Annotated in this window: 7 protein-coding genes; all 7 read right to left on the reverse strand. The window is 75.6% G+C overall.

All coding sequences use genetic code 11. From position 1 onward, the window contains the following. Nucleotide 1: 1 nt before the first annotated feature. The 7 genes from KZQ38_RS12215 to KZQ38_RS12245 are packed head-to-tail and all read right to left on the reverse strand — an operon-like array spanning nucleotide 2 to nucleotide 19,840. Complete coding sequence (locus KZQ38_RS12215; RefSeq protein ID WP_219441271.1) at nucleotides 2-4,390, reverse strand: non-ribosomal peptide synthetase family protein; 4,389 nt, start codon at nucleotides 4,388-4,390, stop codon at nucleotides 2-4. Further along, the gene (locus tag KZQ38_RS12220) at nucleotides 4,387-5,673 is read right to left on the reverse strand and encodes an MFS transporter (RefSeq protein WP_219441273.1); all 1,287 of its coding nucleotides are present in this window, start codon (nucleotides 5,671-5,673) and stop codon (nucleotides 4,387-4,389) included. Before KZQ38_RS12220 ends, KZQ38_RS12215 begins: the two co-directional genes overlap by 4 nt. After that, on the reverse strand, nucleotides 5,670-8,903 hold the full coding sequence (locus KZQ38_RS12225; protein WP_219441275.1) for a non-ribosomal peptide synthetase: 3,234 nt from the start codon (nucleotides 8,901-8,903) through the stop codon (nucleotides 5,670-5,672). Before KZQ38_RS12225 ends, KZQ38_RS12220 begins: the two co-directional genes overlap by 4 nt. Nucleotides 8,904-8,905: 2 nt before the next feature. Continuing rightward, entirely contained in the window at nucleotides 8,906-9,586 is a 681-nt protein-coding gene (locus KZQ38_RS12230) for a DUF6875 domain-containing protein (RefSeq protein ID WP_219441277.1), read from the reverse strand. Then, a complete protein-coding gene (locus KZQ38_RS12235; RefSeq protein WP_219441279.1) occupies nucleotides 9,586-10,938 on the reverse strand; it encodes an FAD-dependent oxidoreductase in 1,353 nt (450 codons plus the stop codon). The genes KZQ38_RS12230 and KZQ38_RS12235 overlap by 1 nt, the downstream gene beginning before the upstream one ends. A gap of 14 nt (nucleotides 10,939-10,952) precedes the next feature. Then, nucleotides 10,953-14,102 (reverse strand): non-ribosomal peptide synthetase, encoded by a 3,150-nt coding sequence (locus KZQ38_RS12240; protein ID WP_219441281.1) that lies wholly within the window; start codon nucleotides 14,100-14,102, stop codon nucleotides 10,953-10,955. Then, nucleotides 14,099-19,840 (reverse strand): non-ribosomal peptide synthetase, encoded by a 5,742-nt coding sequence (locus KZQ38_RS12245; RefSeq protein WP_219441284.1) that lies wholly within the window; start codon nucleotides 19,838-19,840, stop codon nucleotides 14,099-14,101. Before KZQ38_RS12245 ends, KZQ38_RS12240 begins: the two co-directional genes overlap by 4 nt. Nucleotides 19,841-19,913 lie beyond the last annotated feature (73 nt).

The following is a 19,913-nucleotide window of genomic DNA, read 5'->3' on the forward strand; positions in this document are numbered from 1 at the left end:
GTCAGGACCTCTCCGGTAGTGCGCCCACGCGGGCCAGGTAGTCGATGTGGCGGCCGATCATCTCGACGTCGGCGGGCGGGAACTCGACGCCGCACGCCGCCGCCGCGGTCCAGGTGGCCGTGCAGTCGAAGCGCGGCCGGGGCCGGCCGGTGGCGGTGAGGCCGAACGCCAGCGGGCCGAAGGCGCTGTCCGGGTTGTCCAGCATCAGCGACCGCCACGCCGGGTAGTCCAGCACCCGCGTCGGGTACCCCTTGGCGGTCAGCACCTCGCCGAGCGCCGGGTAGGTCAGGCCGTCCTCCCGGTAGTAGTGGAAGTCCCCGCCCAGCAGCTCCGGCCGGGTGGCGATGCCCGCGATCGCGCCCGCGACCCGGTCCACCGGCACCATGTCGATGACGTCGGACGTCCGCGGCACGGCGCCGGTCTGCGCGCAGGTCGCGATCTGCCTGCTCAGGTACGACTCGGCCTTCGCGGTGCCGGTGGCCACGTCGCCGACGATCGCGGCGATCCGGTGGATCGACACCGGTAGGCCCCGGTCACGTGCCAGGACGCCCATCATGTCGGCCACCCACTTGGTGGTGTTGTAGCCGGTGTCCAGGCCGGTCGGGTCGTCGGGCCGGTCGGTCTCGCGCACGACCACGCCGCCGTAGCCGGTGCCCAGGAACACGCCGAGCGTGGACACCAGGTGCAGTGGTTTGGTGGAGTGCTTCGTGGCCAGCCGGAGGATGTCCACGGTGCCGGACACGTGCTGCGGCATCATCAGGTGGTACGGGAGCACGAAGTTGAGCACCGCGCCGTTGTGGAACACGGCGTCCATGCTTTCCGCGAGCCGGTCGAACCCGTGCTGCCCGAGGCCGAGCAGCGGTTGCGACAGGTCGCCCACCACCGGCACCACCCGCGCCCACCGCTCCTCCGGCACGTCGAGCCGCGCGCGCCGCAGGTTCGCGCGCAGCCGGGCGCCGGCCGCGTCGGGCGACTCGGCCCGCACCAGGCAGTGCACCTCGGCGGTCGTGCGGGCCAGCAGCTCGGCGAGCAGGTGCGCGCCGAGGAACCCGGTCGCGCCGGTGAGCAGCACGCGCTCGGGCGGGCCGGTCCGCACCGGGTGCGTCGGCACGATGTCGTCCGGCGGTCGGGCGTCGGCACGCATCCGGTCCGCGCTGGGCAGCCCGGTCCGGTAGCGCTCGGCGAACGCGTGGTCCGACGCGGCGGCGGCCGTCACGACCTCGGCCAGCTCGGCGAGGTCGGCCGTGCCGAACAACGCGCGCAGCGGCACCGTGACGCCGAGCAGCGAGCGCACCTTCGCCAGCACCGCCGCCGCGATCAGCGAGTGGCCGCCCAGCCCGAAGAAAGAGTCGTGCCTGCCCACCAGCGGCACGTCCAGCACCTCCGACCAGACGTCCGCCAGCGCCCGTTCGACGGGCGTGCGCGGTGGCTCGTAGGGCGCGACCGCGATGTCCGGTTCGGGCAGCCGCGCCACGTCCACCTTGACGTGCGCGGTGAGCGGCAGCTCCGGCAGCACGACCCGCGCGCCCGGCAGCATCGCCGCCGGCAGGTGCTCGGCGCAGAACGCCCGCAGCTCGGCCAGTTCCGGCGCGGTCGCGCCCGGTCGCGGCACGACGTACGCCACCAGGGTCTCCGACTTGACCGCTACAGCCGCGTCCGCGAGGTCCGGGTGTTCGAGCAGCACGGCCCGCACCTCGCCCGGTTCGATCCGGTGGCCGCGCAGCTTCACCTGGTCGTCCACCCGGCCCAGGAACTCCAGGGCGCCGTCCGGCAGCAGCCGGACCAGGTCGCCGGTCCGGTACATCCGGCCGCTCGGCACGGTGGGGTCGGGCAGGTACCGGGCGGCGGTGCGTGCCGGGTCGTTCCGGTAACCGCGAGCGGGTGCCGCGCCGCCGATGTGGAGCTGACCGGGCACGCCGACCGGTGTCGGCCGCAGGTCCTCGTCCAACACGTACGCGCGCACGCCGGGCAACGGCCTGCCGATCGGCAGCGTCGCCGCCCGACCATCCACTTCGGACGCGTCGAGCGTGCGGTGCGCCGTCGCGCACACCGTGGCCTCGGTGGGGCCGTAGTGGTTGACCAGCTCCACGCCGGTGGCCTTCGCCCAGTCCGCGACGGTACGCGGCGGCACGGTCTCGCCGCCGATCATCATCATCCGCAGCGGCGTGTTCTCGACGGTCACGCCCGCCAGGTCGGCCACCCACCGCTTCCACAGCGGCGCGGGCGCGTCCACGGCGGTCAACGCGTGGTCGGCGCACAACCGCACCAACTCCGGCCCACCCACCGCGGCCGGTTCCGGGTGGACGACCACGGCCGCGCCCGCGCACCACGCCGGGAACACGATGCCCGCCGACGCGTCGAAGCTCAGCGGTGGCACCATCAGGACGCGTTGCCCCGGCCCGAACCCGTGCAGGTCCACGAACGCCCGCGCCAGGTTCGCCAGGGTGTCGTGCTGCACCTGGACGCCCTTGGGCACGCCGGTCGACCCCGACGTGTAGATGATGTACGCCAACGCGTTGTCCGCCACCCGCACGGCGGGCGGCTCGGCGGCCTCCTCGGTGAACGCGGTGAGGGAGGTGTCCAGCAGCACACCGCGGTAGTCGCCGAACCGGTCACGCGCGCCGGGCGCGGCGACGACCACCGGCGCGCCGCAGTCGGCGAGCAGCCCCGCGAGCCGGGCGGGCGGGTGCGCCGGGTCCAGCGGCACGTACGCGCCGCCCGCCTTGAGGATGCCCAGCAACGCCACCAGCGCGTCCGGTCCCGCGCGCAGCGCGAGGCCGACCGGCGTCTCCGGGCCGACGCCCAGTTCCACCAGCAGGTGCGCGACCCGGTTGGCACGGCGGTCCAGCTCGGCGAACGTCAGCTCGGCGGCGGTCGCGCCGTCCGCGTCGAGCGCCAGCACGGCCGTCGTGCCGGGGTGCGCGGCGGCCTGCGCGGCGATCCGGCCCACCACGCCGGGCGCGGGTTCGACCGGCGGCCCGTTCAACGCCGCCGCGGCGGCCCGGTCCGCCGCCGTCGTGGTGTCCAGTTCGGACAGTCGCGCGTCCGGGTGGTCGGTGACCGCGGCGAGCGCGGCGAGCACCTGCTCGGCCAGGCGGGCGACGGTGTCCGGTTCGAACAGGTCCGCGCTGTAGTCCAGGTTCGCGGGCCAGTCGCCGTCGGTCTCCCGCACGTGCAGCGTGAGGTCGAACCGGCTGGTGCCGCGGTCGACCGGCAGCGCGGTCGCGGGCAACCCGCCCCAGTCACCCGTGCCGCCGCCCCGGTTGAGCACCAGCATCACCTGGAACAGCGGGTGGTGGGCGAGGTCGCGGCGTGGCGCGACCCGCGCGGTCACCTCGTCGAAGCTCACCTCGGCGTGGTCCAGCGCGTCCACCGCCACGTCCCGCGCGCGGGCGAACAGCTCGGCCACCGTCGGGTCGCCGGACAGGTCCACCCGCAGCGCGGTCGTCGTGACGAACATGCCGACCGCGTTCTCCAGCTCCGGGAACGGCCGGTGCGTCGTCGGCGCGCCGACCACCAGGTCGGTCACGCCCGCGCGGCGGCCCAGCACCACCGCGAACACCGCCAGCAGGCCCGCGAACGACGTGCAGCCGCGTGCCCTGGTCACCGCGGTGAACCGGCGTGCCAGGTCGGCCGGGACCGTGAACCGGTGGCTCCCGCCCGCGACGGTGCGCCGCCGGTTGCGCGGCCGGTCCGCCGCGAGGTCCAGCACCTCGGGCGCGCCGGCCAGCCGGTCCGCCCAGTGGTCGAGCTGCCGCTGCCGCTCGCCGTCGCCCAGGCGGGTCGCCTGCCAGTGCGCGTAGTCCGGGAACTGCGCGGGCGCGGGTGGCAGCCCGCCGCCCGCGTAGTGGTCGCCGATCTCGCGGGCCACGACGGTCAGCGACAGGTCGTCGCACACGATGTGGTGGCCGACGACCAGCAGCACGTGGTCGTCCGGCGCGACCCGGACCAGCCGCACCCGCAGCAGGGGACCGGCGGCCAGGTCGAACGGCGCGTCGACGGCGGCGACCACCAGCTCGGCCAGGTCCCGGTCGCCGAGGTCGGTGGCGGTCACGTCGACCACCGCGTCCGGCGACACGACCTGCACGGGTGTGCCGTCGTCCTCCGCGATCCGGGTGCGCAGCGCCTCGTGCCGCGTGACGACGGCGGCCGTCGCCGCCCGCAGCCGCTCCTCGTCCACCTCGCCGTGCACGCGCATCGCGGCGAACATCGCGTACGCGCCCGCGTCCAGACCAAGGCGGCCGGTCAGCCACAGGCCGCGCTGGTTGCCGGTCAGCGGCGCGGTCGCGCCCGCGGGTCGGCGCGGCACACCGCTCGGTGCGGCGCCGAGGCCGCGTTCGGCGAGCAGGCGCTCCAGCAGGCGGGCGCGGGCGTCGGACAGGTCGGTCACGGGCTGGTCCTCTCCGGTGTGCCGGCCACCGCGTCCGGCAGGTCGTCCACGGTCCGCAGCCGGGGCCGCGTCCAGGCGTACGCGGCCAGCGCGAGCATCAGCACGCCGGTCACGAGGAACACCAGGGCGATGCCCCGGCCGGGCCCGGTGCCGATCAACGCGCCCACCGACAACGCCAGCGGCCCGTCGGGCGTCATCAGGGGTTCCGCCACGCCGTCCGACAGGGGACCGATCAGCAGGTACGCGACCGGCATCGCCGCGGTGCCGAGCATCCGCACCACGGCGAGCACCCGGCCGAGCACCGCCGGGTCGACCTTGGTCTGCAACAGGGTGACGCAACTGGTGTTCATCAGCGGCAGCGTGGCCAGGAACGCGGGCGCGGCCAGGCCGATCAGCCACGGGGACGGCGCGAGGGAGTGCAGGACGAGGAACACCCCGCCCAGCGCGAGCCCGAGGTAGACGCCGAGGACGCGGCGCTTCGGGCCGCCCCACGCGCCCATCACCAGCCCGCTCGCGAACAGGCCGCCACCACCGGCCGCCATCAGCACGCCCAGCGTGGCGGGGCCGGAGAAGGACAGGATCAGCGGCTGCACCAGGCCGCCCGCGACGGCGAACAGGAAGTTCCACACCCCGAACACCACGCAGAGCGCGAACAGGCCGGGCGCGCCGCGCAACCACCGCAGCCCCTCACCCGCCGCCGCCCGACCGCCACCGCCGCCACCACCGGTGACCGCGGGCAGCCTGGCGACGAGCAACGCGCCCACCGCGAACACCATCGAGACCACGTCGATCAGCAGCACGCCGGGCAACCCGACCAGGCCGAGCAACGCGCCCGCCACCAGCGGAGCGGCGACCTGGACGCCCTGGGTGAGCTGCATCAGGCCGTTGACCCGGCCCAGGTGCTTCGGCGGCACCAGCGCGGGCACCAGCGCCTGGTAGGCGATCAGGTGGAACAGGTTGAGCGTGGCCGTGAGCGCCGCGGCGGCGTAGACCTGCCACACCGCCAACGCGCCCGCGCCGACCGACACCAGCAGCAGCGCGGTGACCAACCCGCCACCCACGTCGGCGACCAGCATGATCCTCTTGCGGTCGTACCGGTCGGCCAGCGCGCCCGCGTACGGCGCGAGCAGGATGCCCGGCACCACGGCGCAGAACTGGATCAGCACGAACTGCGTGACCGAGCCCGTGCCCATGTACACCCACACGCCGAGCACGAACGCGGTGAGCGCGGAACCGATCACCGACACCAGCTGTCCGGCCCATACCACGGCGAACCGCTTCACGGCGCCTCCCCGAGCATGGCCGCGACCTCGTCGTCGGACAGCCCGGCGAGCCGCACCCGCAGCTCCGCCACGGCGGCGATGCGGTCGGGTTCGTCGAGCGCGGCCAGGGTGGCGGCCATCCCGGCGACGGTCGGCGCGGCGAACATCCGGCCGATCGGCACCGTGACCGCGAACGCGCCGTGCACGCGGGCCAACGCCTTGGCGGCGAGCAACGAGTGCCCGCCCAGGGCGAAGAAGTCGTCGTGCACGCCGACCTCCGGCAGGCCCAGCACCTCGCGCCAGATGCCCGCCAGCACCTCCTCCACCGCGTCGCGCGGCGCGACCCGCTCGCCGACCGGCGACCAGGACGGCTCGGGCAGCGCGGCGCGGTCGACCTTCCCGTTGGGCGTCAACGGGAACGCGTCCAGCAGCACCGCGGCGGCGGGCAGCATGTAGTCGGGCAGCCGCAGCGCCAGGTCGGCACGCAGCCGGGCCCACAGGTCGGCGGAACGGCGCGCCGGCACCAGGTACGCCACCAGCCGCGCGTCACGCAACGCCACCACGGCCTCGCGGACCTCGTCGGACGCCAGCAGCGCCGCCTCCACCTCGCCCAGCTCGATCCGGAAGCCCCGCACCTTCACCTGGTGGTCGGCGCGGCCGAGGAACTCCAGCGTGCCGTCCGGCCGGTGCCGCACCAGGTCGCCGGTCGCGTACAGCCGGCCGCCCGGCGCGGCCCCGAACGGGTCGGGCACGAACCGGCTCGCGGTCAGCGCCGCCCGGCCGCGGTAACCACGCGCCACGCCCGCACCGCCGATGTGCAGCTCGCCCACCACGCCCGGCGGCACCGGCTCCAGCCGCGCGTCCAGCACGTACAGGCGGGTGTTGCCGATCGGTGGTCCGATCAGGACCGGCGCGGGTGGCGGGTCGACCAGCCCGGCCGCCGACCACACGGTGGTCTCGGTCGGGCCGTAGGCGTTCCACAGCACGGCGTCGTCCGACAGCAGGTCGTCGGCCAGGTCGCGGGGCAGCGCCTCGCCGCCGCAGATCCGGGTCGTGACGCCGGCGGGCACGCCGCCCGCCGCGTGCAGCAGCCGCCACGTCGCCGGGGTGGCCTGGAGCGCGGTGACCCGGCGCGCGTCGAGCAGGTCCCGCAGCGCGACGCCGTCGCCGGCGACCTCGCCCGGCACGACCAGCACCTCCGCGCCGGACACCAGCGGCAGCAGCAGTTCCAGCACCGAGATGTCGAACGACAGCGTGGTGACGGCGGCCAGCCGGTCCGCCGGGGTGAGGGCGAACAGGTGTTGGAACGACACCAGCATGTTCACCACCGCGCGGTGCGGCACCTCGACGCCCTTCGGCGTGCCGGTCGAACCCGAGGTGTAGATGACGTAGGCGAGTTCTTCGCCGTCGACCGCGACGGGGTCGGGTTCTCCCTCGCCGACGTCGGCGAGCGAGAGCGACGTGCCGTCGAACGGGAGCGGTTCGAGCGCGGGATCGGTGAGCAGGGTGGTCGCGCCGGAATCGGCCAGCATCAACGCGAGCCGGTCGGCCGGCCAGCCGGGGTCCAGCGGCACGTAGGCCGCACCCGCCCGCCACACGCCGAGCACCGCGGCCACCAGTTCGGGCGTGCGCGGCAGGTGCACGGCCACCAGCGAGCCGCGACCGGCACCACGTGCCTGGAGCGCGGCGGCCACGTGGCCGGACAGCTCCGCCAACCGCCGGCGTGACAGGGCGTGGTCGCCGGTGCCGGACACCGCGGTGATGTCCGGCTCGCCGGTGAGGAGGTCCAGCGCGGTGCGTGCGGCGGGCAGCGGCAGGTCGCTGTCGTTGAAGCCCTCCAGCACCTCCCAGCGCCGCACGCCGGTCAACGCGTCCAGTTCGGAGATCCGCCGCTCGGGGTGCCGCGCGGCGTTCGCGAGCAACGCCACCAGCCGGTCGGTGAAGTCGGTGATGGTGGCCTCGTCGAACAGGTCGGTGCGGTACTCGACGCCCATCGCGAGCACGCCGTCCCGCTGCTCGAAGGCGAGCGTGAGGTCGAACTTCGACACACCGGGGTCGGGCACGACCGGGTTCACCAACAGGCCCGGCAGGTCGAGGTCCAGCGGCGGCGTGTTCTGAAGGATGAGCTGCGCCTGGAACAGCGGCGCGTGGCCCATGTCGCGGTGCGGGCGCAGGTGTTCCACCAACCGCTCGAACGGCAGGTCGGCGTGTGCCAGGCCCTGCACGGCGGTGTCGCGCGCGCGGACCAGCAGCTCGCGGAACGTCGGGTCGCCGCCGACGTGCGTGCGCAACGCCAGCGTGTTCACGAAGAAGCCGATGAGCCCTTCCAGGTCGGCGTGCGCGCGGCCCGCGACCGGCGTGCCCACGACCACGTCGTCCTGGCCCGCTAGCCGGCCGAGCCGGGCCGCGAAAGCCGCCAGCAGCACGGTGAACAGCGTCACGCCGTGCGCGCGCGCCAGCTCCTCCAGGGCGGCACGCACCGGCGCGCCGATCTCGGCGTGCCGCAACGCGCCCCGGTAGTCCGCCACGGCCGGGCGCGGCCGGTCCACGGGCAGCGTCAGCAGTTCGGGCGCGCCCGCCAGGTGCCGCGACCAGAACTCCAGGTGGGCCGCGGTGGCCTCGTCGCCCATCCGGTCCCGTTGCCACACCGCGAAATCCGGGTACTGGAGCGGCAACGCGGGCAGGTCCGGCGCGTGACCCGCCACCGCCGCCTGGTAGCCCGCGCCGATCTCGCGCAGCAGCACCGAGAGCGACCAGGCGTCGGACGTGATGTGGTGCAGGTTCAGCACCAGCACGTGGTCGTCGTCGGCGAACCGGCCGAGGTCGGCCCGGAACAGCGGCCCCCGGTGCAGGTCGAAGCCGAGCGCGCCGCGTTCGTCGGCGAACGCCTGCGCCACCGCGTCCCGGTCGCCTGCGGGCAGTTCGTGCTCGGTGAACGCGGCCGTGCCGGTCGGCGCGACGAGCTGCACCGGCTCGCCGCCCGAGTCCGGGAACGTGGTGCGCAACGCGGCGTGCCGCGCCACCACGCCGTCCAGCGCGTGACGCAGCGCGGCCCGGTCCAGCGGTCCGCGCAGGCGCAGGCCGAGCGGCACGTTGTAGACCGCGCCGCCCGGCGAGAACTTCTCCAGGAACCACAGCCGCTGCTGGCCGAACGACAGCGGGTAGGCCGCCGGTTTCGCGGCGCGTTCGCGGAGCCTGCGGGCCAGCAGCTCCCGCTTGCGGGCGGCGGACCCGGCGTCGTGGTCGGTCATGGTCAGCTCCCGGACGTGGCGAGTCGGTCGGCGGCGGCGCGCACGTCGTCGCGCAGGTGCGTGGGCACGCGGTCGCCGAAGCGGCGCAGGTACGCGGCGAGCGTCACGTCGTCGTCGCGCAGGAAGGGGAAGTCGGTGGGCACCATGTTGCGGATGCCCAGCAGCGCCACGGGGCTGCGCAGCGGCCGGAAGTCCGGGTTCCACAGGCCGCCCTTGTCCGGCGGGCCGGGGTGGAACTCGCCGACCATCAGGCCGTGGTCGGTGTACTCGCGCTTCAGCAGCTCCTGCGCGCGGTCCACCACCGCCCAGTCGCCGCTGCCGGTCAGGTCCGGCAACAGCACCAGCACGGTCTTGAACTGCGCGACCGGTCCGGTGCGCGGCTCCAGCTCCAGGAACCAGTCCCGGTAGGCGAGCAGCAGGTCCGCCAGTTCCCGCGGCCCGGACGGCACACCGGGGTGCACCGACATGAAGAACAGGCCGCGCTGCAACGAGGTCGGCGTGTACGGGCACACGTCGCCGCGCCGCCCGAGGTCGGGGTGCGGTGACGACAGGTAGTCGCCCGCCCACTCGTACACGGCCCGCAACGCGGTCTCGTGCGCGGCGACCTCGTCCGGCAGCCGCTCGGCGGCGAAGTCCGCCGGTTCGACCAGCGGGTGGGTCGGCCGGGTCGGGTGGATCAGCATCAGCTCACCTGCCTTCGGGCACGTCGGGTGCGGGACCGGCGGGCCAGTCCCGCGAGCGCCGCGCCGGCCAGCGCGGCGGTCACCCCGCCCAGCAGGCGGTCCTGGCGGCGCGCGCGGGCCAGGGCTTCGCCGTAGGGCACGGTGGTGTGCGTGATCAACGTGTAGAGCGGGACCCAGGACCGGGGGAAAGCCCGGTGCAGCACCAGGTCCGCCTTCTTGCGCGCGACGAACAGCGGTGACCGCAGCTTGTCCCGCAGCTCCACGAAGTTCTGCTTGGACAGCTCGGCGAGCACGTCGGTGTGCGGACGTCGGGCCTGCTCGAACGCGGCCAGCGCGCCCGGCAGGTCGTCGGGGTGCGCGCCCAGGCACCGGTCCAGCACCGAGCAGTCCTCGAACGCCGCGTTCATGCCCTGCCCGAAGAACGGGTAGACGGCGTGCGCGGCGTCGCCCAGCAGCACGGTGCCGCGCCCGTCGCCGGTCGGCACGTGCCACGGCGCGGTCCGGATGGTGACCAGGCTCGCCGGGCGGTGCGCGAGGAACTGCTCCACCACGTCCGGGACGAGCGCCGGCACGTCCGGGAACGCGCGGGCGAAGAAGTCGGCCACCCCGGCGTGCGTGTCCAGCCCCGCGAACCCGTCCCGGCCCTCGAACGGCAGGAACACCGTGGCGGTGAGCGAGCCGTCCACGTTGGGGTGGGCCACGATCAGGCCGCGTTCGCCCGGCCACACGTGCAGCGCGTGCAGCGGGGTGCGTGGCCGCCCGTCGTCGCCGACGGGGATCAGCAGCTCCTTGTAGCCCCACTCCAGGAACTCCTGGTGCAACGTCATCCGCGTCCCGCGCCCGAGCTGGGCGCGCACCGCGGAGAACGCGCCGTCCGCGCCGATCACCAGCCGCGCCTCGTGCTCCACCACGCCCCGCGGGCCCTCGGCGGTGACGGCCGGTCGTTCCCGGTCGACGGCGACGACCCGGTGGCCCCAGTGGAACTCGACGCCCAGCCGCTCGGCCTCGTCCACCAGGACGACGTTCAGGTCGTGCCGGAACACCGAGTGCAGGACCTGGTCCTCCTCCGTGCCGTAGGGGTGGAAGCTCAGCGACCCGTCCGGCGCGTGCACGACCCGGCCGCGCATCGGGACGGTGCCCGGCGCGATCCGGTCGAACAACCCGACCTCCCGGAGCGCCCGGACGCCGCGCTGCGACATGCCGAGGTTGATCGACCGACCCGCCTCGCGCGCGCCGGGCGTGCGCGGGTCGGCACGCCGCTCCAGCACGGTCACGCGGAACCCGCGCCGGGCCAGGTAGACCGACACCAGCGAACCGGCCAGCCCGGCGCCCACCACCACCGCGTCCGTCACGTGTTCATCCCCCATCACCGGTCGTCGTCGCTCAACGTGCCGAGCAGCCGGTCGATCTCGGCGTCGGACAGGTCGTCGAGCTGGTCCAGCAGCGGCGCCGGGCCACGCGTGCCGCCGTCCGCCGTGGCCAGCGCGGCGCACAGGCCCGCGATGGTCGGCGCGGCGAACAACGCCGCGAGCGGCAGGTCCGCGCCCAGCGCCGCGCGGACGCGGGCCAGCATCCGGGTCGCGGTCAACGAGTGGCCGCCCAGCGCGAAGAAGTTGTCGTGCACGCCGAGCGGCCCGTCCTCCGGGATGCTCAGCACGTCCCGCCAGATGTCGGCCACCCGCGCCTCGTTCTCGTCACGCGGAGCGACGCGTTCCGGCGCCTCGGTGGACCAGGCGGGCTCGGGCAGGGCGGCCCGGTCGGTCTTGCCGGTGCCGGTGCGCGGCAGCTCGTCCAGCGCGGTGAGCACGCCGGGCACCAGGTACTCCGGCAGCCGCGTGGCCAGGTGCGGGCGCAGCGCGGCCAGGTCGCCGCCGGGGCGCAGCACGACGTACCCGACCAGCCGCACGTCCTCCGCGCTCGCCGACCACGTGGTGACGGCCGCGTCCGCCACGTCCGGGTGCGCCCGCAGCACGGCCTCCACCTCGCCGGGCTCGATGCGGAACCCGCGCACCTTCACCTGCCGGTCGGCGCGGCCCAGGAACTCCAGCCGCCCGTCCGCGCGCCGCCGGACCAGGTCGCCGGACGCGTAGAGCCGCCCCGCGCCGAAGGGGTCGGGCACGAACCGGTCGGCGGTCAGCCGGGGCAGTCCCTGGTAACCACGCGCCACGCCCGCGCCGCCGATGTGCAGCTCGCCGATCACACCCGGCAGCACCGGCCGCAGCAGCGGGTCCAGCACGTGCAGCGCCGTGCCGGGCACCGGCGGGCCGAGCCGGATCGGCGCGGGACCGGGCGGCACGACACCGGCCGCCGAGTACACGGTGGTCTCGGTGGGGCCGTAGCCGTCGATCAACGTCGCCCCGCCGGACTGGAGTTCGTCGGCCAGGTCCCGGCTCAGCGCCTCGCCGCCGGTCACCCGCAACCGGACCCCGGCGGGCACCCCGCCCGCCGCCACCACCAGCCGCCACGCCGCCGGGCCGCCCTGCACGACGGTCGCGCCGGACTCCGCGATGCGCCGGCGCAGCAGCGCGCCGTCCGCCACGTCCGACGGCTCCAGGGCGACCAGCGGCACGCCGCGCAGCAGCGGCACCAGCATCTCCACCGTCGAGACGTCGAACGCCGGTGTGCTGATGGCCGCCCACCGGTCGGCGGGCGACAGGTCGAGCAGCGCGTCCATCGCCCGCAGCAGCGCCGCCAGCCCGCCCTGCGTGACCTGGACGCCCTTGGGGCGGCCGGTGGAGCCGGACGTGTAGATGACGTAGGCGAGGGATTCCGGGATCAGCGGCACCGCGTCGGGTGGTGTCGCCGGGCCCTCGGCGGTGTCGAAGTCGACCTCGGTCCACGGCCCGGCGAGCCCGCCCACCGCAGCCCGCGACGGCGCGTCGGTGACCAGCACGGGCGCGCCCGCGTCGGCGACCATGGCGGCGAGGCGTGCCGCCGGCCACGACGGGTCCAGCGGCAGGTAACCCGCGCCGGCCCGCCACGCGGCGAGGATGGCGGTGATCGTCGGCGCGCCGCGGCGCAGGCACAACGCCACCGGGCGGTCGGGACGCGCCCCGGCGGCGAGCAAGGCGTGTGCCAGCCGGTTGGCGTCGCGGTCGACCTCCCCGCACGTGACGCCCTCGGCGACGGCGTCGGGATGCGCCGCCAGCGCCGCGGACACCAGGCCATGAGCGGTGTCCGCCGGTGCTGCGGTCGCCAGGCCGTGAGCGGTGTCCGCCGGTGCGGTGGTGTCCGCGTGCACCACCGGCGTCGGGTCGACCAGCGGCAGCTCGGCCACCCGCGCGGTCGGGTCGTCGTCGGCCGCCGCGGCGGCGAACACGTCGTGCAGCGCGGAGATCGTCGCCTCGTCGAACAACGCCGAGTCGTACTGCCAGCGCCCGAACCACCGGTCGCCGTCCCGCTCCACGGTCAGGAACAGGTCGAACTTCGCGCCGCCGTTCGGCACCGGCTCCGGCCGCATGGTGACGGCGCCCGCGTGCCGCGCGGCGGGCAGCGGCTGGACCGCGAACATCACCTGCACCAGCGGCGCGTGGGCGAGCACCCGCTCCGGCGCGACCAGCTCCACCACCTGCTCGAACGGCAGGTCCTGGTGCTCCAGCGCGGCCACCGTCGCCGCCTCGGCGGCACGCACGACGTCGCCGACGGTGGTGTCCGGCGTGAACGTCGCACGCAGCGGGAGGGTGTTCGCGACGAACCCGACCAACCCCTCGGTCTCCGGTCGGGTCCGGGCGGCCACCGGCGTCGCCACCAGGAAGTCCGCCTGCCCGGTCACGCGGTGCAGCACGCACTGGAACACCGCGAGCAACCGCGCGAACGAACCGTCCGCCGCGGTCAGCTCGCGCCGCAGCTCCGCACCGCGCCCGGTGGGCGTCGCGGGCCGGGGCCGGTCGCCGGGCAGCGGCAGCACGGTCGGCACGTCCCGCAACGCCTCCCGCCAGTAGCGGGCGTCGGCGGCGAACGCGCCCGCCTCCACCTGCTCCCGTTGCCACACCGCGTAATCCGGGTACTGGACGGGCAGTTCGGGCAGCGCGTCGCCCTCACCCGCGTAGCAGCGGGCCAGCTCGTCGAACAGCACGTCGCACGACCAGCCGTCCACGACGCTGTGGTGCAGCACGAGCACCAGCACCCACCGGTCGGGCAGCCGCAGCAACGCGGACCGCAGCAGTGGACCGGCGTGCAGGTCGAACGGCTGCTCCACCAGCTCGCGCACGACCTCGTCCACCTCGTCGTCCGCCACGTCCCGCACCGGCAGGTCGACCGGCCGCGCCGTCGTCACCACCTGCACCGGAACGCCGTCCTCGGCCGCGAACGTGGTCCGCAACGCCTCGTGCCGCGCGACCACGGCGTTCAGCGCGCCGTGCAGCGACTCCGGCTCCACCGGGCCGTCCAGCGCCACCCGCCAGCCGATGTTGTAGACAGGGCCCGGCATGAGCTGGTCCAGCAGCCACAACCGCCGCTGGCCGGACGAGGCGGGGAACCGGAACACCTCCCGCCCGTCGGGGATCACCGTGCTCACCGCGCTCCTCCCTTGCGCCAACCACGCCGGTCGACCGCGACCAGCCGGAACTCCGCCGTGTGCCGGTTGCCCTTGGCGTCGGTGAGCCACAACCGGTCGGGGCCGGGCAGCATCTCGCCGACGGCCACCGGTGCACCCGGCCGTTCCCGTTCCAAAGCACGCACCGCGTGCGCGAACAGCTCCACCGACGGACCGCTCTCCAGGTCCACGTAGAACGGCTTGTGCTCGATCGGGCTCTTCACGAACACGAACCGGGGAATCCCGTGCTCGCGCCGCCACGCCCGCGCGCCGAGGAACCGGGCGGGTTCGTCGGCGGCGAACGCGAACCGCGTGCGGGCCGCGGGCAGCTGCCAGCTCTCCCGCACCACGACCAGCCGGTCCAGGCTCACCCGCGGCGTGTGCTCGCCCGCGGGCACCAGCCGGAACCGCTGCACCAGCTGACCCATCACCTGCTCGCCGAGCAGTTCGGGCAGGTCCAGGTCCACCCGGCCGTCCCGGCTGCGCACCCGCAGCCGGCCGCCCTCCTCCACCACCTCGCACTCGCCGACCGGCACCGCGCCCGCCAGGTCCGAGCCGCACGAGTCGTGGCCGTACGCGATCCGCAGGTCCTCCGGCAGCACCAGCGCGTCGGCCAGCCGCTGCGGCGTGCCGCCCTCCTCGCGGGTGGCGCCCATGACGACCCGCGGCCCGCCCATGTCGCGTGCCATCGCCGTGCGCAACTGCGCCGGGTCGGGGTGCTGCGACACGAACAACGCCGACCGCATGGTGTTCACGCCGGGGTGCACCTCGCCCAGCACCCACTGGAAATCGCCCGCCCGCACGGCATCCGCGTCACGCGCGGCGAGCAGCACGTCCGGGCTGTGCTGCACCGCGCCCCGCCACCCCGGCCGGGGCGCGGCGAACAACCCCAGCGCGGCGTCCCGCACGTCCGCGACGGACCGCCGCACGTGGCGGGCGGCCGGGTCGTGCGTGCCGATCGCCGTGGCCCACCGCTCCTGGAGCGCGGTGACCAGGCGTCCGGTCACGCGGTCGTCCAAGCGGAAGATGGTGTCGTTGGCCCACAACCAGAAGTCCGCCAACCGCACCGGACCGCGCCCGCCGCCGTGCTCCCGGAACACGTCCTTGAGCGCCCGCGCGTACAACGCGGAACCGGCGCAGGTGAACCAGCGCGCGGCTTCGAGCACCGGTTCCAGCGCGGGCCACAGGGTGTCCAGCAGGTCGGGGGAGAGGGTGACCTCCAGGTCGCGGCGGCACTCCTCGTGCACCACCGTGCGACCCGCGTAGAACAGGCCGGGTCGGCGCACCGCCTCCGTGCCGGTCAGCGCGGTGAACCTGGCGTGCAGGGCGTCGACGGCACGCACGAGGGCGTCCGGATCGCCCGCGGCGGCGGCGACTTCGTCGCGCCCGGCGACGACCTCGTCCAGCGCCGCGGTGACCCGTGCCCGCACACCGGCGTCGCCGATCGCGTCGACCTGCGCGCGCAACGCGTCCTCCGGCACCAGCGCGGACGGCGGCACCTCCAGCGTCCACGCGATGCGCTTGGCCCGGCGCAGGCGGTCCAGGACGGCGAACACCGCGTCCGGCTCCGCGCCGATCCGGCCCGCGATGGCGTGGGCCGGGGTGCTGCCGTCGCACGCGGCGAGCACGGCGGCCTCCAGCGGCGGCAGCCGGATCGGCTCGGCCAGCGGCACGTGCAGGAGATCGCCCGTCACCGCCAGGAACGGCATCCGCCGCGGCACGGCCCACGGCCGCACCTCGTCGTCGGTCAGCGCCTCGGCGAGCCGCTGCACCGCCCAGTTCTCCAGGTACGTGGTCCGCTGGTCGACCAGGCCGGGGCCGGGCCGGAACCGCAGCGGTTCGGTCGCGTCGTCCTCGATCCGAGCCCAGCCGACCGGGCCGAAGAAGCCGATGGTGTCGTTCTTGGCGCAGTACCGCTGGAGGTAGCTGACGACGGTGTGCTCCCAGCGCCGGTAGTCGACGTTGCGCTCGGCGCCGCGCCGCCCGCTCAACGCCTCGTGCAGCGCGTCCACGGCGGTCTGGAGGGCACGCGGGTTCTGCCACGCGACGGCTTCCCGGAACTTCGGGTCGCCGCTCACCTCGCGCAGCACCTCGGCGGCTGCCCGCCGCCCCGCCTCGAACCGCTCGGCGTAGTCGGCCAGCGCGGCGGCGTGCCGCTCGGCGGCGCGCGCGGCTCCGGTGAGGGCTCGCGCCACGTCGCCCAGCGACTCCGCTTCGAGCGCTGAACCAGTCGGATCGCCCGGCGCGGTGCCGGCTGCCGCGGCGTCCACTTCGGACGCTGTTCCGGCACCGGGTGTCGCGTCTCCCAGCGCGGCGAGCGCGTCCGCGAACCGGCCCTTGCGGATCAGCCGCCCGATCCGGCGCAGCGCCGAGCGCTGCTCGCCCGTCGTCCGGTCCTCCACGGCGCGCAGCACCCGGAAAGCACCCCACCGGGCCTGCCCGAGCGCGTCCTCGGCGGCCAGCACCTCCTCGGCGGCGCGTGCCGCGTCCGGACTGGCCACGGCGAGCAGCGGCTCGATCCCGAAGCCCGTGGCACGCAGCTCGACCCACCGCCACACCGCCCAGTCACCGGTGCCGCGCGGCAGCACTAGGTGGTCGGGGACGGTGGTCGCCGGCGTGCGTTGCGCGGGCACCCGGTAGGCGGTGCGGTCGCGCCGGGTGATGCCACCGGACGGCCGCACGGCCCGCGCGCGGTCCACGACTTCGGCGCACGCGGCGAGCGTCCGGGCCCGGTGCAGGTCGGCCACCGCCACGTCCACGCCGAACTCCTCGCGCACCCGGAACGCCATCCGCACGGCGAGCAGCGAGTTGCCGCCCACCGCGAAGAAGTCGTCCCCGGGCGCGACGTCCGGGTGGCCGAGCAGCGCGTGCCACAGCTTCGCCAACCGCTGCTGCGTGCCCGCGGCGGGCGCGGCCCGCCCGGCCGACCTGGTCGCGCGCAGGGCGGCCCGGTCCAGCTTGCCGGACCGGTTGAGCGGCAACGCGTCCAGCGGCACGTACCGCGCCGGGCGCAGGTACTCGGGCAGCCGGTCCGCCACCGCGCGGCGCAGGTCGTCCTCGGTCGCGCCGACCACGTACGCCACCAGGTGCCGCGCGTCGTCGTCACCGGACGGCAGCACCGCGGCCTCCACCGCGCCCGCGGCCCGCAACGCCGCCTCCACCTCGGCGGGCTCGACCAGGTAACCACGCACCTTCACCTGCCGGTCGGCGCGGCCCAGGAACTCCAGCACGCCGTCGGGTCGCCACCGGGCCAGGTCGCCGGTCCGGTACAGCCGCGCGCCGGGCGTCGTGGCGAACGGGTCGGGCACGAACTTCGCCGCCGTCAGCGCGGCGTCGCCCCAGTACCCGCGCGCCAGGCCCGCGCCACCGGTGTACAGCTCGCCGGGCACGCCGACCGGGACCGGGCGCATCCGCCGGTCCAGCACGTACACCGACGTGCCCCGGATCGGCGTGCCGATCGGCACGGTCGCCCCGACCCGCTCCGGGTCGGTGAGCACGTGGCACGCGGTGAACGTGGTGTTCTCGGTGGGGCCGTAGCCGTTGACCACCGGCTTGCCCACGCGGGCCACCAGGGCGGTGCGCACGGCGTCCGGCTGGAGCACGTCGCCGCCCGCCAGCACCTGGTCCACTTCGGCGAGCACGTCCGGCGCGTGCGCCGCGAGCTGGTGGAACAGCCCGGCGGTCAGCCACAGCACGTCGACCCGGTGCGTGCGCAGCGCTTCCGCCAGCACCGCCGGGTCCGCCGCGCCGTCCGGCGCGGGCGCCACCCGGCCGCCGGTCAGCAGCGCTCCCCACACCTCCAGCGTCGTGGCGTCGAACGCCGTCGACGACAGGTGCAGCGTCGTCCGGCCGGGGCCGAGGGTCGCGAACGAGGGCTCCCACACCAGGCGCGCCACACCCCGGTGCGGCACCGCCACGCCCTTGGGCCGGCCGGTCGAGCCGGACGTGTAGTTCAGGTACGCCAGGCCGAGCGGGTGCGCGACCGGCGGCAGGGGCGTCGCCGGACCGTCCAGTTCGGACAGCCGCAGCGCGGTCACGCCGGCCGGCAGTGCGCGTGGTTCGGCCACGACGACCAGTTCGGCACCGGACTCGGTGAGCGCCACCGCGTCCCGCGCCGCCGGGTTCCCGGGGTCCAGCGGCAGGTACGCCGCGCCGGTCTTGAGCACGGCGAGCATGGCGGTCACCAGGTCCGCGCCACGCGGCAGCGCCAGCCCGACGGGGTGGTCCGGCCGCGCGCCACGCGCGAGCAACGCGTGGGCGACGCGGTTGGACCGCGCGTCCAGTTCCGCGTAGCTCAGCCACCGGGTCGAGTCGTGCACCGCGTCGGCGTCCGGGCGCAGCCGCACCTGCTCGGCGAACAGCTCGGGCACGGTCGCGTCCACCGTCAGCGCGGCCACGCCGCTCCACCGCTCCAGCAGCCGGGTACGTTCCGCGCCACGTGGTTCGAGCAGCTCGCGCACCGGGCGGTCCGGCGCCTGCGCCAAGCCCGCCAGCAGGTCGCGGTACCGGGTGAGCAGCGCGTCGGGCGCCCAGTCGGGGAACCGGGTGGTGTCGTGGATGAGCCGCAGGCTCAGGCGTGGTTCGGCGAACGCGTAGAGCGTCAGGGCGTAACCGGGGCTGCGCAGGATGTCCACGTGCCGTCCGGGCGGCGCGGTCGGGCGTGCGGACAGCACGGTGTTGATCTCGCGGTGCTCGAACAGCACGAGGCTGCGCATCAGGTCGTCGTGGCCCGCCGCGTGCTGGATCTCCGGCAGCGGCGTGAGCTGGTGGTCGCGCGCGGCGACCGATCGCGCCCGCACGTCGCGCAGCCAGTCCGCCACCGCGCGCTCGCCCGGCACCGGCAGGCGCAGCGGGACGGTGGCGAGCAGCAGGCCGACCATGTCCTCCGCGCCCGGTGTCGAACCGTGCCGGGCGGCGCGGGTCACGCCGAACACCGCCTCGTCCGCACCGGAGTGCATGGCGAGCAGCAGGCCCCACGCGGCGAGCACGACGGTGTTCGGCGTGACGCCCGCGGACTCGGCCAGCACGCGCACCGCGGTCGTCTCCCCGGTGGACAGCTCGACCGTCGCGGTGGCCATCACCGGCGCGTCGGAACCGTTGTGCTCCAACGGGAGCGGTGCGGGCGCGGGCAGCCCGGACAGCTCGGTCGCCCAGAACCGGCGGTCCGCGACGGCCCGCGGGTCGGCGGGGTCGGTGCGCTCGGCGTACCAGCGCGCGTAGTCGGCGAAGTCCGGGCGCGGCGCGAACTCGGCCGTGCCGCCGGCCGCGTACGCGTCGTCGATCTCGGACAGCAGGATCGCGAGCGACCGCCCGTCCAGGATCGCGTGGTGGAACGTCGCCACCACCACGTTGCCGGGCAGTGCGCGCACCCGCAGCGGGGGGCCGTTCACCGGGTCCACCCCGGCCCGCCGGTCGGCGGCGAGGAACGCGGCCAGGTCGGTGACCGAGTCGTCCGCGGTGATCGGCACGTCCGACGCCGGGCCGGGCACCTGCTCGGCGTCGCCGTCGGGCCGCCAGCGGAACCGCGTGCGCAGCACCGGGTGCCGTCGCACGGCACCCCGCCACGCCGCCAGGTAGGCCGCGCGGTCGAACGGCGCGGCGAACCGCTGCACGCACTGGATGACGTCGGTGCCCGCCGCCGGGTCGCGCAGACCGGCCGCGATCATTCCGCGTTGCAGCGGCAGCGCGGGCGCGCCCCGGACCGCCGGATACGTGTCCACCAAAGCCTCCCACTAATGTGCCGGTCGCCCGCGCGCCGGAATTCGCGACTTATTCCGGGCAGCCCGGAGCCGC

It is taken from the genome of Saccharothrix obliqua, assembly GCF_019375475.1.
Lineage (GTDB): Bacteria > Actinomycetota > Actinomycetes > Mycobacteriales > Pseudonocardiaceae > Actinosynnema > Actinosynnema obliqua.

Bases quoted from the DNA above. Each gene is read 5' to 3' on its own strand.
- KZQ38_RS12225 (WP_219441275.1), bottom strand. From the start codon at position 8,903: ATGACCGACCACGACGCCGGGTCCGCCGCCCGCAAGCGGGAGCTGCTG.
- KZQ38_RS12230 (WP_219441277.1), bottom strand. From the start codon at position 9,586: ATGCTGATCCACCCGACCCGGCCGACCCACCCGCTGGTCGAACCGGCG.